The sequence below is a fragment of the Planifilum fimeticola genome (assembly GCF_003001905.1).
Lineage (GTDB): Bacteria > Bacillota > Bacilli > Thermoactinomycetales > DSM-44946 > Planifilum > Planifilum fimeticola.
This window is the reverse complement of sequence record NZ_PVNE01000003.1, coordinates 83,291-99,584: the sequence shown is the minus strand read 5'-3', so window position 1 is coordinate 99,584 and position 16,294 is coordinate 83,291. Positions and strand designations below refer to the sequence as shown.

9 protein-coding genes and 1 pseudogene are annotated in these 16,294 nt (G+C 60.6%); 8 read left to right on the top strand and 2 right to left on the bottom strand.

Translation table 11 applies throughout. The features are described from left to right. Positions 1 to 61 precede the first annotated feature (61 nt). The 7 genes from kamA (at position 62) to CLV97_RS03000 (ending at position 11,681) form a co-directional block, all read left to right on the top strand. A complete protein-coding gene (gene kamA, locus CLV97_RS03030; protein WP_106344144.1) occupies positions 62 to 1,339 on the top strand; it encodes a lysine 2,3-aminomutase in 1,278 nt (425 codons plus the stop codon). A gap of 5 nt (positions 1,340 to 1,344) precedes the next feature. After that, positions 1,345 to 2,412 (top strand): lysine 5,6-aminomutase reactivase subunit KamB, encoded by a 1,068-nt coding sequence (kamB, locus tag CLV97_RS03025; RefSeq protein WP_146130392.1) that lies wholly within the window; start codon positions 1,345 to 1,347, stop codon positions 2,410 to 2,412. Beyond that, a complete protein-coding gene (gene kamC / locus CLV97_RS03020; RefSeq protein ID WP_106344044.1) occupies positions 2,402 to 4,093 on the top strand; it encodes a lysine 5,6-aminomutase reactivase ATPase KamC in 1,692 nt (563 codons plus the stop codon). Before kamB ends, kamC begins: the two co-directional genes overlap by 11 nt. 70 nt (positions 4,094 to 4,163) lie before the next feature. Then, entirely contained in the window at positions 4,164 to 5,792 is a 1,629-nt protein-coding gene (kamD, locus tag CLV97_RS03015; protein ID WP_106344143.1) for a lysine 5,6-aminomutase subunit alpha, read from the top strand. Next, positions 5,743 to 6,504 carry a lysine 5,6-aminomutase subunit beta gene (kamE, locus tag CLV97_RS03010; protein WP_106344043.1) on the top strand — a complete coding sequence of 254 codons (762 nt, stop codon included), beginning with the start codon at positions 5,743 to 5,745 and terminating at the stop codon, positions 6,502 to 6,504. The genes kamD and kamE overlap by 50 nt, the downstream gene beginning before the upstream one ends. A 421-nt stretch (positions 6,505 to 6,925) precedes the next feature. Beyond that, positions 6,926 to 9,082, top strand: a complete 2,157-nt coding sequence (locus tag CLV97_RS03005) for an endolytic transglycosylase MltG (RefSeq protein ID WP_106344042.1) — start codon at positions 6,926 to 6,928, stop codon at positions 9,080 to 9,082. 184 nt (positions 9,083 to 9,266) lie between these two features. After that, positions 9,267 to 11,681 (top strand): M14 family zinc carboxypeptidase, encoded by a 2,415-nt coding sequence (locus CLV97_RS03000; RefSeq protein ID WP_106344041.1) that lies wholly within the window; start codon positions 9,267 to 9,269, stop codon positions 11,679 to 11,681. 45 nt (positions 11,682 to 11,726) lie between these two features. On the opposite strand, the gene CLV97_RS02995 is transcribed toward CLV97_RS03000, so the two are convergent. Further along, positions 11,727 to 12,206, bottom strand: a complete 480-nt coding sequence (locus CLV97_RS02995) for a hypothetical protein (RefSeq protein WP_146130391.1) — start codon at positions 12,204 to 12,206, stop codon at positions 11,727 to 11,729. Positions 12,207 to 12,626: 420 nt separating this feature from the next. On the opposite strand from CLV97_RS02995, the gene CLV97_RS02990 reads away from it, so the two are divergent. After that, complete coding sequence (locus CLV97_RS02990) at positions 12,627 to 14,723, top strand: (Fe-S)-binding protein (RefSeq protein WP_106344039.1); 2,097 nt, start codon at positions 12,627 to 12,629, stop codon at positions 14,721 to 14,723. Between the two features lie 172 nt (positions 14,724 to 14,895). On the opposite strand, the pseudogene CLV97_RS02985 reads toward CLV97_RS02990, so the two are convergent. Continuing rightward, a pseudogene (locus tag CLV97_RS02985) lies at positions 14,896 to 16,235 on the bottom strand (FAD-dependent oxidoreductase). Positions 16,236 to 16,294 lie beyond the last annotated feature (59 nt).

The following is a 16,294-nucleotide window of genomic DNA, read 5'->3' as shown; positions in this document are numbered from 1 at the left end:
GATGGCGGCCTTGGGCCGCCGTGGCTGCAAACCGATCTTAAAAGGAAAGGAGCCGCATGCCATGCGCGATTGGCGAGAGATCGAACTGTGGAAGGATGTCACCGAGGAGCAGTGGAATGACTGGCTGTGGCAGTTGACCCACACCATCCGCAAACTGGACGACTTGAAGAAGGTGATCAACCTGACGCCGGAAGAGGAGGAGGGCGTGGGGATTTCCAAGGAGACGATCCCCCTCAACATCACCCCCTACTACGCCCTGCTGATGGATCCCGATGATCCGAAGGATCCCATCCGCATGCAGGCGGTGCCCGTTTCGTCGGAGATCATCCGGACGCCCTACGACATGGAGGACCCCCTCCTGGAAGACACCGATTCGCCGGTTCCGGGACTCACCCACCGTTATCCGGACCGGGTGCTGTTTCTGATCACCAATCAGTGTTCCATGTATTGCCGATACTGCACCCGGCGCCGCTTCTCCGGCCAGATCGGGATGGGCGTCCCGAAGAAGCAGATGGACGCCTGCATCGAGTACATCCGCAACACGCCGACGGTGCGCGACGTGCTTCTCTCCGGCGGAGACGGGCTGTTGGTCAACGACCGGATCCTGGAATACCTGCTGAAAAACCTCCGGGAGATTCCCCACGTGGAGATCATCCGGATCGGAACCCGGGCTCCGGTGGTCTTCCCCCAGAGGATCACGGAGAACCTTTGCAACATCCTGAAAAAGTATCATCCGGTCTGGCTGAACACCCATTTCAACCATCCGAAGGAAATCACCCCCGAAGCGAAACGGGCCTGTGAAATGCTGGCCGACGCCGGCGTTCCCCTGGGGAACCAGTCGGTCATCCTGGCCGGCATCAACGACTGCCCCCATGTGATGAAGAAGCTGGTGCACGAACTGGTGAAGATCCGCGTCCGTCCGTACTACATCTACCAGTGCGATCTGTCCGAGGGCATCGGCCATTTCCGCGCTCCGATCTCCAAGGGGCTGGAAATCATCGAATACCTGCGGGGGCACACCTCGGGCTACGCGGTGCCCACCTTCGTGGTGGACGCTCCGGGAGGCGGCGGCAAAATTCCGCTTGCGCCCAACTACATCCTGTCCCAAAGCCCCACCAAAACGGTGTTGCGAAACTTCGAAGGGGTGATCACCTCTTATCCAGAACCGTCCAATTATCGTCCCCATGATCCGGAATCCTGCGAGTATTGCCGGGCGGCCAAAGGGAAGCAGGAGGGCGTTGCGGCGCTGATGAGCGATGAACGCCTCAACCTGGAGCCGAAGCACCTGCTCCGGGAGAGTCGGCGCGGATCCCGCTCCCCCGAACCGACCCAGGCGTAAGGGCCGTGTTGCCGAAGGACTGGACGGGAAGGGAGATGAAACGCCTCGCGATCGTCGGGCTGTCCAAAAACGCGGGCAAGACGACGGTGTTGAATCACTTGTCGGGGGCGGCCGTCTCCCGCTCCCTTCCCGCGGGGCTGGTCAGCATCGGGGTGGACGGTGAGGAGCGGGACGCCTGGAGCGGCCGGCCCAAACCGCAGGTGCTGGTTCCCGAGGGAGCGGTGGTGGCGACGGCGGGTCCCTGCCTGGATGTGCGCGCCGGCAACTGGGAAGTGTTGGAGGAGTTGCCGGTCCGCTCCCTCCTGGGACAAGTCTTTTTGGCGCGGGCGGTGCGCCCGGGGACGGTGAAGCTGGCGGGGATCTGCTCCGCGGAGGAGGTCGATCGGGTATTGGAGGGGTTCGGTCGGCACGGCGTCCGCCTGGCTCTGGTGGACGGGGCCTATGACCGGAAGGCGGCGGCCCACCCGATCCGCTCCGACGGGGTGATCCTGGTGGTTGGCGCCAGTGCGGGCAAAACGCTGGAAGAGGTGGTGCGACGGACCGAGGAATGGGTGCGGATATTCAGCCTCCCGCCCTGCGGGGATCCGCTGCTGGAAAAGGCGGGGAAGCGGGCCGTGCTCGAGGGGTGGACGATGGGAATTGCGGGGGAAGGAATCGAACCCTTTCCCCTCTCCTCCCTCCTGGTCGACCGGGGGAAGCTGTCGGAGGCGATGGGGAGCCGGCCGTGGACCGCACTGGCCGTCCCCGGCGCCTTGACCGACCGGACTTTGATGCTGCTCGCCCAGTGCGGATGTTCCTTTCCCCTGGTCCTCTCCTCCCCCACCCACGCCTTTTTCTCCCTGCGGACGCTGCGTACCTTTCTGCGTAGCGGGGGAGAGATCCGCTACCTTGAACGCCCCCCTCTGGTCGGCGTCGCCATAAATCCCGTCTCCCCGGAGGGCGGTGCCTTCGATCCCCGGGAGATGAAGCGGCGGATGGCCCGCGTGTGCCGTCCCGTTCCGGTGACGGATGTGATCCGGGACGGGTTTGATGGGTTGCACCTGATGCCGTGGAGGTGGGACGGTGTTCATTGACGAGCAGACCAAACAGCACCTGCTGTGGGCGGATGTCCTCAGGGGATTTCGCCCGCGGACGCCGATGGGACGGAAGGCCTGGGAGCGGTTCTCCCCCTTTCTCCCCGGACAGGAGCGGGAATGGGAGGAGGTTTTGGCGGAACAGGAGCGGCTCCGGAAGGCGGCGGAAGGCGATCCCGACTGGGGGCACCGGATCGATGCCTGTCTGTCCCGGGTTCCCGATGTGCTTCCCCTTTTTCCCCTCCTGCGCGGGAAGCAATCCCCGGGCGTGTCCGGCTGGTTTCAGCTGAAGGGATTTTTGTGGCAGGTGAAGAACCTGGGGGAGCGGCTGCGGGAAAAGGGCCTCCAAACCCTGTTGTCGGAGGTGGAACCGGACCTTTGCCCGACCCTCCTTCGCCGCCTCAATCCCGATTCTCCCCTCACCCCCGCCTTCTCCCTCGTTTCCGCCTTCGATGAACGGCTCGGAATCCTCCGGGGGAGGCTGGAGCGGTTGGATCGCAGGATCCGGGAGGAGCGGGAGGCGCTGACCCGGAGAATCGCGGAGGAATACGGGGTCCGTCCCAACCGGTGGGGGGAATGGGTGGTGGACCGCCGGTCCGATGTCTCCCGCCGGATGGCGGAGGACCGTCGCCTCCGTTTGGTGCGGGAGAGTGCCTTCGACCGCGTCTTCGCCCCGGTGCTGTCCCCGGAAGGGGAAGGACGGATGGAGGAGCGGTCGGAACTGGAAGCCCGCCTCGAAGCGGTGGAAAGGGAGGTTCTGGAGGCGTTGGCGGCGGATTTCGCCCCTCATGTGCCCGCCTTGGAAAGGGCTGCGGAGGCGGTGGCCCGGTTCGATCTGCAGTGGAGCCGGATGGAGGCGGCCCGGAAATGGCAGGGATGCCGTCCCCGGTTGTCCGCCGGCCCGATCCGCGTCGCCGGAGGAGTGCATCCGGCGGTGGCCGAACGGCTACGGGAGGAAGGGAGCCGCTTCACGCCGGTGGATATCCGGGTGGACAAAGGGGTGACGGTGATCATCGGTCCCAACATGGGAGGAAAAACGATGGTCCTCCGGACCCTGGGGCTGATCGTCGCCTTGGCGCAGCACGGGTTTTTCGTCCCCGCCGCCCGCTGCGAATTGCCTCTGGTTTCCTTTGTCTCCGGGGTGATGGGGGACGGCCAGGACGCAAGGGCCGGGCTCAGCACCTTCGGGGCGGAGGTGAAGCGGGTGGCGGAATGGTTCGGGAAAAAAGGGGGGCTTCTCCTGATCGACGAGATCGGCCGCGGAACCAACCCGGTGGAGGGGGCGGCCCTGTCGGCGGCGGTGACCGCCCATCTCGCCCAATCGGACCATTGGGCGGTCCACGTCACCCATTATGCCGAAGTGTTGGAAGTGGCGGGGATCCGCAGGTATCGGACGGCCGGTTTGAGGGATGCAGAGAGGGACCGGGGAAGGGATGACTGGGCATCCCGGATGGACTTTCGCCTGATCCCCCTGGCCGAGGGGGAAGGGGTTCCGCACCAGGCGCTTTTGATCGCCGAGGCGATGGGAATGCCCCGGGGGATCGTGGAGGAAGCCCGGCGATGGATCGCGGGGGCCCCCGGGAGCGCTGCGGCGGAACGGCTCGCCGGGGGCGGGCGGGAAACCGGGAAATGCCGGAAAAGGGGTGGCGTGCTTCCCTGGAGGAGTGGGCCGCGCGGCTGAAAGGGAAGTTTCGGGTTTTTTTCGCCGCCGATGTGATGAGGAAGGACGACATCGCGGGAGGTGGGAATGCGTGGAAGAGAAATTGCGCCTCGATTCCCAAAAGATTGCCCGGGCGCGGAAGGCGGCGGCGGATATCGCCGCCGATGTGGACCGGTTTATCGCCGATCGCACGACGGTCGCCGTGGAGCGGACCGTCCTGCGCCTGATGGGGATTGACGGGGTGGATGCCGAAGGGGTTCCCCTGCCCAATGTCCTGGTGGACCACATCCGGGATTCGGGGGGAATCGGGATCGGAGCGGCACCCTGGGTGATCAACGCCATGCTTCACACCGGGGCGGGTCCCCGGGAAGTGGCGGAAGGGGTGGCGACCGGCTCCCTCGACCTGGCCCGCGTCCCCTGGGCCGGGCTTGACGCGATCCGCCGGAAGGGGAAGGAATTGGCCGAGGCCGGGCTGGGCATCATCGAACGGAACCGCCGGGAGCGGGAGGAGAGGATTCGCCGGCTGGGCGAGGGGAAACAGCCCTACCTTTACGTGATCGTGGCGACCGGTGACATCTACGAGGACGCCGTCCAGGGGAAGGCGGCGGCGCGGCAGGGGGCGGATATCATCGCCGTGATCCGCAGCACGGGGCAGAGTCTGCTCGACTACGTCCCCTACGGGGCGACCCGGGAGGGATACGGCGGAACCTTCGCCACCCAGGAGAACTTCCGGATCATGCGCCGAGCCCTGGATGAAGCCGGCGAAGAGACGGGAAGGTATATCCGCCTCTGCAATTACTGCTCCGGCCTCTGCATGCCGGAGATCGCCGCCATGGGAGCCCTGGAGCGGTTGGACGTGATGCTGAACGACGCCCTTTACGGCATATTGTTCCGGGACATCAACATGCAGCGGACCCTGATCGACCAGGCCTTTTCCCGAATGATCAACGCCTATGCCGGCATCATCATCAACACCGGGGAGGACAACTACCTGACCACCGCCGACGCCGTCGAAGCGGCCCACACGGTGCTGGCCTCCCAGTTCATCAACGAGCAGCTGGCCCTCCTGTCCGGCCTGCCGCCGGAACAGATGGGGCTGGGTCACGCCTTTGAAATGAACCCGGACCTGGAGGACGGGCTGCTGATGGAAATCGCCCAGGCCCAGATGGCGCGGCAGATTTTCCCCGACGCCCCCCTCAAATACATGCCCCCCACCAAACACATGACCGGAAACATCTTCAAGGGGCATGTCCAGGATGCGATGTTCAACCTGGTCAGCATCTTGACGGGTCAGGGGATTCAACTGCTGGGGATGATGACCGAGGCGATGCACACCCCCCATATTCACGACCGGAAACTGGCCATCGAGTCGGCCCAATATATTTTCAACAATGCCCGCCATCTGGGGGAGGAAGTGTGGTTCCGGCCCGGGGGGCGGATCGAAAACCGCGCCCGGGAGGTGCTGGACAAAGCCGTCGCCATGCTGGAGGAAGTTCGGGGGATCGGCCTGTTTCGGGCCATCGAGCGGGGCCTCTTCGCCGACGTGAAGCGGGCCTTCGACGGCGGGCGGGGGCTGGAGGGGGTTGTGGAAAAGGAAGACGAATATTACAACCCCTTTGAGGAGGCGCTCAGGGAGCGGCTCGGACTTCCCGGAAGGGGGGATGAACGGGATGGACGTGGATCTCACCCGCGTGAAACCCTACGGGGATACGATGGATGACGGAGTGGTTCAGCTCAGTTTCTCTCTCCCGGTTCCCTGCGGAGAGGAAGCCCGGGAGGCCGCCCGACGGCTGGCCGCCAAGATGGGCTTGGAGGAGCCTCAGGTGTATCACATGACCGATCTGGGAGAGGGCTTCACCTTCTTCATCGTATACGGCCGATGCATTCATACCGTGGATTTTTCCGCCATCCGCGTGCCCAAGGTGGACGCGCCGACGATGGATTTTTACGAGATCAACCGGTTCATTCGGGAACGGATCGGCCGCAAGGTGGTGGTCCTCGGCGCCTGTACGGGGACCGACGCCCACACGGTGGGCATCGATGCCATCATGAACATGAAGGGGTACAAAGGGGAGTACGGGCTGGAGCGGTATCCGGAGATCGAAGCCGTCAATCTGGGGAGCCAGGTGCCCAACGAGGAGCTGGTGGCCAAGGCCCTGGAACTGAACGCCGATGCGCTTCTCGTCTCCCAGGTGGTGACCCAGAAGGGGGTCCACATCACCAACCTGACGGAACTGGTGGAACTGGTGGAGGCCGAAGGGCTGCGCGATCGGCTGATCCTTGTATGCGGCGGCCCCCGGATCCATCACGAACTGGCCCTGGAGCTGGGATACGACGCCGGTTTCGGACCCGGCACCCTTCCGCCGGAGGTGGCTTCCTTCATCGTTCAGGAGCTGGCTCGGCGGCTCCAGCAGGGGCGGATCGGGGCCTGAAGGCTCCCCGCCTCTTCTTTTATAAGGCGATGCGGCCCTCGTCCGACCAATTCCTTATTCCGCCCTTTTTCGGGGCAGAAAGGCGTGCGCGGGCGATCAAAGAACAGCCGGAGCGGGTTTCCGCTTCGGCTGTTGTTTTTAATACTTTTGAAGGAATTCGAAATATCAACCCCCCTGCGATTCCTCGGGAAAAGGATTGGGAGCCTTGTCTGTCTAGTGTCCAAATTCCGGCGAAGGACATCGAATGTTGAATCCTCGCGGCCTTTGTATTACATTACAATCGAACGGGTTCATGTTAAATCTACAAGGAGAATCCTTTGATATTCAATATCATCCATAAATTTGCAGACTTCGAATCTCTTAGAAATTGGACCGTTTGTTCAGACATCATACAAAAAATTTAGGAGCTGGGGCAGCATTCATGGAGCAGACACTCAACACACCTGTCCGGCTTTCCCGCAAGGAGAAATATCGAAGAAAAACCAACGGGACCTACCATCCGATCGTCTGGTTTTTGATCGTCGGGACCGCCGTAACCCGTGTCGCCTCGTTCATGAGCCTGCCGTTTCTGGCCATCCATCTTTCCGATGATCTCCGGCTCAACTCCTTCACGATCGGCATCATCCTCGGCATGAGCGGTTTGACGGGTGCCATCGGCGGATTCATCGGGGGATACCTATCGGACCGGTGGGGGCGCAGGCCGATCATGCTGATCGCCTTTGCGGCCTGGACCGGGGTTTTTTTCGGTTTCTGGTTTGCGGATAAACCGTTTCACTTTTTGATCCTCAACGGATTGAACGGCCTCTGTCGCGCGTTTTTCGAACCGACCTCCCAAGCCTTGATGGCCGATGTGTCGCGGCCCGAACAGCGTCTCCGCATCTTCAATTTGCGTTACGTCGCCATCAATGTGGGGATGGTGGTCGGTCCGGTGATCGGCTCCTATCTGTACTATCTCGTCAGCACGCAGGTTTTCCTTTATACCGGAGTGGTGTACGCCATTTACCTGTTCTTTCTTTTCAGGATCTCGTCCAGATATCGCCGGGATACGACCAAAGGCGGCGGAGAGCGCATCCGTTTTTCCGAATGCCTGGGCGTGATCCGTCGGGATCAGGCCCTGGGATGTTTCGTGCTGGCCGGCATCCTGTTTTTTACCGTCTACGCCCAAATCGACTCCTCCCTGCCGATTTTCCTCGCGCAATTGGAAAAGGGGCAGCTGTACCCCGCGCTGCTTGCCATCAATGCGGGGATCGTGGTGCTGTTTCAGTATTTCGTTTCCCGGTGGACCGAAAAAAAGAGCATTTTGACGAGCCTGTTGGTCGGGAGCTGCTTTGTGATCCTCGGGTTTTTCAGCTTCGCGGCCGGAGAGGAAGCTTCGACTTTCATCACCGGGATCGTTTTCATCACCTTTGGGGAAATCCTGATTTTTCCCGTATCCAGCCTGTTTATCGACCGCCTGGCGGATGACCGGCTGCGCGGGACCTATTACGGTGCCAACCAGTTTTCGCAGATGGGGCTGTTTTTGGGGCCGCTGGTCGGCGGGTGGCTCCTGGAGGTGGTCGGCGGCCGAAACCTGTGGTGGCTGATGGTGCTGATCACCCTGTACATCATCTGGTTCTACGCGCTGGGATACCGAAAGTATGCGCGAAAAAAGGGTTACAACCTCGTGGATGTCATCCGGCGCGTTCTTGTTGACCTTCGCATGGTTTCGCTGCTCAAATCGGCGGCGAAATCCGTCCCGCTGTTGACGCTGATCGTCCTGTCGGTCCTCCTTTCCTATCGCCTCATTGAGGATCGGCTGGAGGCTCCTCCCCGAACCCAAACGGTCCAAATCCAGATCACTCCGGAAGCCAACCTGTTTGAGATCGGAAAACAATTGGAGAGCAAACAACTGATTCACAATTACATCCTGTTCCCGATCTATTCCACCAGTTATTCGCTTTTCAAGCAGGTATACATACAGCCCGGCGTGTACCAGATTCCGCGGGAGATGGGCCTGGAAGAGATCATGTACACGCTCTCCAGGGGAACCTACCAGGTCGTGATTCCGGAGGGGGCAACGGTTTCCGACATCGCGACAATCCTCTCCTATTACGGCGTACAGAGAGAGGAGTTTTTGCGGGCTGCCAACGGAAAGGATTACCCCTTCGACTTCGTTCAACAGATTCCGGATGACCGTCCCTACCGCCTGGAGGGATACCTGCAGCCGGGGAAGTATGAATTCCGGGTCGATGCGACGGCGAAGGAAATCGTCGAGACCATGCTGTACCGCTTTGACCAAATGCTCGACGAGGAGACCCGCGGGAAATTGAAGAAGGGAAACCTGAGCATCGACCAATGGGTGATCGTCTCCTCCCTGATCGAACAGATCGAACCTCATCCGTCCAACCGCCCCTATGTGGCCCGCCTCATGTATGATCGATTGAATCGGGGACAAAAGTTGGGAATCTGGTCCTTACCCCAGCCCTATTCGCGAATAAAACGCTATTACACGTCTTTGTATCCGGGACTTCCTCCCGGGCCGATCAACAACCCGGGAAAGGATGCCCTGAAATCGGCGATCAATCCCGCGGACAAGTAGATCGCCACGCCCTCCGCTCGATCGGCCGAGAACCATCCGGTTCGCGGCCTTCTTTTTATGGGAGGGAAATCGGCGAAAATATCGAAATCATTATAATAATTTGTCCGGTTTGCTTTTGAAAGAGGCATTTGTCCCGGGATGTTCGCTTTCCGTATGAACGCCTGTCAAAGGAAGTGGGGGTTTCATGAAACGGGAAAAGCTTTGGCGACGCGTCGGCTTGTGGGTGATCATCTTCTTGTTGGCATTCGGACTGGCCGTTCCCGCCGGAATTGCCGGGAATGTGACCGCCCAGCCGGATTCCGTCTCCTCCGGGGATGGAGAGGAGCCCTCCGTCGTCCGGGTTGCCGTGGCGGATCGAGCCTCCCTGGAACGGCTGATCGCCGATGGAATGGATGTGACCGAGTATGCCCGCCGGACGCAGGAAGGGATCGAAGTGGACGTGGTGGTGACGCCCAGCCAGTTGAAAAAGCTGGAGAAGCAAGGGGTGCGCCCGGTCGAAACCCTGTACACTCCCTCCGTATGGCGTGCGCGGGTGAAGGAGAGGGAGGCCGCCCTGGCCGAAAAAAGGGCGGTGACGGCCGCCGCCGACACGGTGAAGATCCTGCGGGCGGATTACTTCGAAAACGACACGGGTGCCTTTCTTTCCGTGGAAGCCAAAACCAGTTCGGGGGAGGTTCCCGATGTGATCCTCACCGCCCGGTGGGACAAGGGTCCCGGCACCCAGCCCGGTTCCGGGGGAGAGGCGACGATGGAGCGGTTTACCGATGCGGGAGCTTACATGTATCACCGGATGCTGGTGCCGGTCTCTCACCGGCCATCGTCCGTGCAGGTGACGAGCAGCCAAGGGGGCGGTGCCGAGGCGAAGGTGAAGGAGTGGCCGGGGAAAGGGCCGAAGAAACCCTCTCCCCACTACGTGAAGGATTTCATCAGCCACTACATGACTCCCACCGAAGCGATGGAGCGGATCGAGCGCCTGGCGCGGGAATATCCGCACTTGGCGGAGATCATCGAACTGCCGTATAAGACGAACGGGTACCGGAGAAAAGCCCAAGCCGTGCTGGGCAGCCAGGATGACGCCAAGGTGGTGATCACCTCCCGGGCGTGGGGGCACGAAGGCGGCAACCGGTTGGCGGTTGAGGCCGTCCATCCCGGGAAGCCCAATCATCCCCTCACCGTCCGGGTGAAGGATCATCTCATCACCGTGGAGCTGGCCACCGACGCCTCCGGCTCACCGGTCAGCAGCGCCGCGGAGGTGGCCGCCGCCCTGAATGACCGGGCGGGCCGGTGGGTGACGGCCCACACCTACCGGGGCAATCCGGGCAGTGGCCGGGTGGAGCCCCAGGAGGCGACGCCCTTGACGGATCACCTGGAGGCTCCGGACCACATTTCCCGGGACCCCTTTACCGTCAAGGCGATCCGCATCGGGAAACACCGCGACGGTTCCCGGACGGGGGTGCTGGCATACGCCCAGGAGCACGCCCGGGAATGGGTGACGCCCTTGGTGGCGGTGGAGACGGCGGAGCGGCTTCTCCGCAATTACGCCCACGACAAGGAAACGCGGAAGCTGGTCGACAACCTCGACATCTTCATCATCCCCTCCGTCAATCCGGACGGCGCCCATTACAGCTTCTACGACTACAACATGCAGCGAAAAAACATGGTGAATCATTGCGGTGAAGAGCGGTCGGATCCCGAGTTGCGCAACCAGTGGGGGGTGGATGTCAATCGGAATTACGCGGTCGGGTCCTTCTTCGACGGATTCGTCGGCGCCTCCGGCGACTGCTTGAGCCAGGTGTACGCCGGCGCGGGCAAGTTGTCCGAACCGGAGAGCCGGAACGTGATCGCGCTCGCCGAGAAGCATGCGAACATCAAGTTTGCCATGAACATCCACAGCTACGGCGGCTATTTCATGTGGTCTCCCGGAGCCTACAAACCGGAAGGGCGGGAGACGCTGAAACGGCCGGACCCGGGTGAAGAGGCCTTCTTCTGGGCCGCTTCGGAGCGCATTTTGGCCGCGATCAAGGAGCACCGGGGCACGGTCATCCTGCCCGGCCAGACGGGTCCGGTGGTGGATGTCCTCTATTCCGCGGCGGGCAATTCGGCGGACCAGCTGTGGTATGAGCGGGGGATTTTCGCCTGGAACTTTGAAGTGGGAGCCGACCGGTGGGATCCGGAAGCCAAGCGTTGGCGGTCCGTCGGTTTCCAGCCGCCGTTCTCCGAAGGACATGAAGAGGCGATGGAATTCAGCGACGGTTTGATCGAACTTTTCCGCGTGGCCAGGGACTACGGGAAGGACAGGAAGCCGCCCCAAACCCGGACGGTTCCCCGCCCCGGAGTCCACAAGGGGCCGGTCGAGGTTCGCTTTGAATCGAGCGAGCCGGTCACCATCTATTACACTCTGGACGGCAGCCGACCCACCTTCCGATCGGCCAAGCTGAAAGCCGCCGGCTTGCGGGAAGGGGCGGAGACCCTCACGATCGACAAGACGACCACCATCCGCTGGTTCGCGGTGGACATGGCCGGAAACATCGAGAACCATTACGATCCGGGCGGAAAAGGGAAGAATGACCGGCGGGCCACCTACATCATCCGAAAATAGAGGGAAACGGGGCGGAATCCATCGATTCCGCCCCGTCGCTTTGAATCAGGGGTTTTCGATCTTTTTCCAGTCGGTGTGGGGATGTTCGTAACTGAGCCGCTCATAGGTTTCGAAGCTGTTGTATCCGCCGCGCTTGAGGCTGTAACTCTGCTTGAAGGAGATCACCCGCCACTTTCCACCGACATTTCTCACTTTCACCATGTAATCCTTTTTGTCCGCCTCGCGGTAGATCAGGTAGGTTTTCAGCCCGGGTTGGATGTGAGGATCCTGGGGCGATTCGGTGATGAAGATGGCGGAATTGGAAGGGCGGATTTTTCGGGTTTCCTCCACGCGCCACCTCAGGTCCTCCGCCTTCTTTTGATCCTTCAGCATGGCTGCGGCCCGTTCCAGGTCCCCCTGGACCCAGACGGCCTTGTAAAACTGGACCGCGGTCTGCTCCGCGTCGGAGAGGTCATTGGACCTGCATCCCGTCCACAGGAAAACCGCCGTTAAGATCAACCAAACAGCAGACCAAGGCTTCCGCAATATAGACCACCTCGCCAAAAAACTCCCGCACCGGGAAGAGCGGCGTCCTGTCTCTGTAGTGTGTGGACCCGGACGGATTTTCATGCGCCGGAGCGCTCGCCGCCGCGGAATCGGACCCATCTCGGGCCGGTCGGGAAATCCCCTTCAAAAGCCTTTTTCTTCCTTCCCCTCGACAAGAACGGCAAATCCGAGTACGATGAAAAGGGTTTCATTTCGGCGGGAGAAAAAAGTGAATGAATGACCACTCATTTTGTGGTATAATTTGTTGCAAACGCGACGTTTTTGAAAACGCAGAACGAAATCCGCAGCAAGGCCCGTTTTCGAAGTGCTCGGGAAACCATGAAAGGAGAGCCGTGCCGCATTGCGCACGAACGGCCCAATCCGTGCGGTCCCGCATAAAGAGTGAAAGGAGTGACACCGGTGACCCTCTTGGAAGTGATCAACCTTATCGCATTTCTCACGGTTGCGGGATATGCCGTTTATCTCTTCGCTCACGTGGTGTACAGCCGGTACACCTTCATCCGTCTCGGAAAGCCGGCCAATCTGAAGAAAGATCTGCAGAACCGGTTGAACGAGGTGTGGGTGAACGTCTTCGGCCAGCGCAAACTGCTCAAGGACAAGAAGAGCGGGATCATGCACGTGGTCATGTTTTACGGTTTTATCATCATCCAATTCGGAGCGATCGACCTGTTCATCAAAGGGTTGGCGCCGGGTTACCATCTGCCGGTTCCCGCTTATCCGGTGTTCACCCTTCTGCAGGAGATCACGGTCTTTGCCGTTCTGCTGGCGGCTTTGTACGCCTATTACCGGCGGTTTATCGAGAAACTTCCGCGGTTGAAGCGGGGATGGAAAGCGGGGCTGGTGATCTGGTTCCTCACCTCCTTGATGCTGTCCATCCTGCTGTCCGCCGCCTTTGAACAGCTGTGGCTGGGGCATACGGCCTCCTGGGCGACGCCGATTTCCTCCCTGATCGCGGCACCCTTTGCCCCCTGGCTGTCCGAGGAAGCGGCGGCGGTGCTGTTCTATGTGTTCTGGTGGGCCCATGCCCTGATCCTGTTCTCCTTCCTGGTGTATGTGCCTCAGTCGAAGCACTTCCACCTGATTGTGGCGCCCGTCAATACCTTCCTGAAACGGCAGGGTCCCCCGGCCAAGCCCTCCCTCATCGACTTCGAGGATGAGTCGGCCACCTCTTACGGCGCGGGCAAGATTGAGGATTTTGACCAGAAGCAACTGATCGATCTGTATGCCTGCGTCGAATGCGGCCGCTGCACCAATGTCTGCCCCGCCTCGGGAACCGGAAAGATGCTGTCGCCGATGGACCTGATCGTGAAGATGCGGAACCATCTGACCGCCAAGGGGGCGGCCATCACCTCCCGTTCTCCCTGGATGCCGGCCTTCGCCTTCAGCGAAGCCAACCAAGCCGCCCTGGGAGTGGAAGTGACCCGGGAGGAGGACGGTTCCTACAACTACCCGATCAATCTGGTCGGCGACGTGATCACCGAGACGGAGCTGTGGGCCTGCACCACCTGCCGGAACTGCGAAGACGCCTGTCCGGTGATGAACGAACACGTGGAAAAGATCATCGACATGCGGCGCTACCTGGTGCTGACGGAGGGGAACATGCCCGCCGAGGCGGCCCGGACCTTCCAGAACATCGAGCGCCAGGGCAATCCCTGGGGAATCAGCAAAAAGGACCGCTACAACTGGACGGAGGAGCTGGATGTACCGGTTCCCACGGTGAAGGAGCAGAAGGATTTCGAATACCTGCTTTGGGTCGGTTCGATGGGCTCCTACGACAACCGGAGCCAGAAGATCACCCGCGCCCTGGTGCGCCTCCTGCACCATGCGGGGGTCAAGTTCGCCACCCTCGGCAAAAAGGAGAAAAACTCCGGAGATACCGCCCGGCGCATGGGGAACGAGTTCCTGTTCCAGCAACTGGCGATGGACAACATCCAGCAGTTTGAAAAGTACAATGTGAAGAAGATCATCACCCTGGATCCCCACGCCTACAATGTCTTTAAGAACGAATACCCCGACCTGGGCTTTGAGGCGGAGGTTTACCATCATACCCAGATTTTGGCGAAATTGATCCGGGAAGGGCGGATCCGTCCGACCAAGGAAGTGAAGGAACGGGTCACCTATCACGATTCCTGCTACCTGGGCCGCTACAACGACGAGTACGACGCGCCCCGGTACATCCTGCAGTCGATTCCCGGCATCGAGCTGGTGGAGATGGAGCGCACCCGCGAAAACGCCATGTGCTGCGGTGCCGGAGGCGGCATGATGTGGATGGAGGAAAGGGAGGGCGTCCGAATCAATACGGCCCGGACGGAACAGGCCCTCGCCGTCCGCCCCAGCCTGATCGGCAGCGCTTGTCCCTACTGCCTCACCATGCTGAGCGACGGCACCAAGGCGAAAGAAGTGGAAGATCAGGTGAAGACGATGGATGTGGCCGAGGTGCTGGAGATGGCCGTCGACTTCGACGACAAAGCGGAACAGGCGGAGGGGGTTCACTGATTGCTCCCTTCCCCCCGCCCGTACAAACTCCCCGAAGGCAGAAGCCTCGGGGAGTTTTTTGATTGTGGTTCGCGTTTTTTCGCATGAACGGTCAGATCTTTTATCCGTTCCGTCCGCAAATAAAGGCGCACGTCCGCCGCGGGAGGTGGGGACGTGCGCTTTTCATTGATTTCTATAAAACAGCGCCATCCGCGATCAGCTGCTTTTGCAGCTCCTTTACGTCAATTTCCTTCGGGATGGTATTTTGCGTCAAGGCGAGGGCTGCGGCGGTTCCGGCGGCTTGACCGGTGGCCATCGCGCTCGGGGTCAGCCGCGTGGCCGCGATCGCTTCGTGGGTCGCCGACATACAGCGGCCGGCGACAAGCAATTGTTTACTTTTTTGGGGACGAGACAGCCGTACGGAATATCGAAGGAGCCGTCTCCCTCCACCCAGGCGATTTGCATCCCTTTTCCGCTGGGGGCATGGATATCGATCGGATAGCCGCTTTTGGCGATCGCTTCCTCAAACTTTCTCCCGTTGATCACATCGTCCTGGGTGAGGATGTACTCGCCCACGATTCGCCGCGATTCGCGAATGCCGATCTGGGCCGCCGTGCTGGAGATCGACGCCCGTTCAAAGCCGGGGATCCGCTTTTTCAGGAAATCCGCCACCATCAACACTTGTTTGCGGCCCTCATATTCCGCTTTTGTCAGGTCATCCACCTTTGTCGCATCCAAATCCTGAACCCGCGTCATGTTGACAAGCACTTCATCTTCGGCGGGGCCGGTGAAGAAAAGGACTTGATCGCGGTTGATGGGCAACCCGGCTTCTTCCCATTCTTTGTAGAAGCCCTGTACGGCGGTGAGGGGCAGATCCCTAAGCTCCGCAATAGGGGTTTTCGGATAAAAGTTGTCCGGATTTTTCAAGATCTGCTCCTTGACTTTGGCTAAATCGACCCCCCGCATTCGAAACTTCATGGTCATCGGCTGGGTTTTTTGATCCCCCTCGCGACCCATGATCGTGGGGGCTCCCGCCAAAAACGCCACATCGGCATCCCCGGTGGCATCGATGAAGATTTTCCCCCGTACTTTTTGACGACCCGATTTGGATGTGATTTCGATCTCTTGGATCTCTCCATCCACTGCGGTGACCGTGTCGACGAAACTGTGGACGAGCAGATCGACTCCCGCTTCCTTGAGCATTTCCACGGCGAGCACCTTGTACACTTCGGGATCGTAAGGGGTGACGCTGTAAACAAATCCGCAGGTGTCACGAAGGTGTCCCGGAGATGCACCGCGTGCCATGAGCCGTTGGACGATCTCCTCCGCGATTCCCTTGATCACCTGTTCCCCGCTTTCCGTGTGAAACGTCATCCACGGGTAAACGCCTGCAATGGTGGACATCCCGCCCAAAAACCCGTAGCGTTCGATCAACAGGACCTTTTTATCCTTACGGCCTGCGGCGATGGCGGCGTTCAGCCCCGCCGGGCCTCCGCCGACCACAACCACGTCATACGGCTTTACCACGAAAATCTCCTCCTCTGCAGCTTCCTCTCCTATCTCATGGTAGCTGAATGCCGTTTCGCTTTTCC

Bases quoted from the DNA above. Each gene is read 5' to 3' on its own strand.
- CLV97_RS03005 (WP_106344042.1), top strand. From the start codon at position 6,926: ATGGAGCAGACACTCAACACACCTGTCCGGCTTTCCCGCAAGGAGAAA.
- CLV97_RS03000 (WP_106344041.1), top strand. From the start codon at position 9,267: ATGAAACGGGAAAAGCTTTGGCGACGCGTCGGCTTGTGGGTGATCATC.
- kamE (WP_106344043.1), top strand. From the start codon at position 5,743: ATGGACGTGGATCTCACCCGCGTGAAACCCTACGGGGATACGATGGAT.
- kamA (WP_106344144.1), top strand. From the start codon at position 62: ATGCGCGATTGGCGAGAGATCGAACTGTGGAAGGATGTCACCGAGGAG.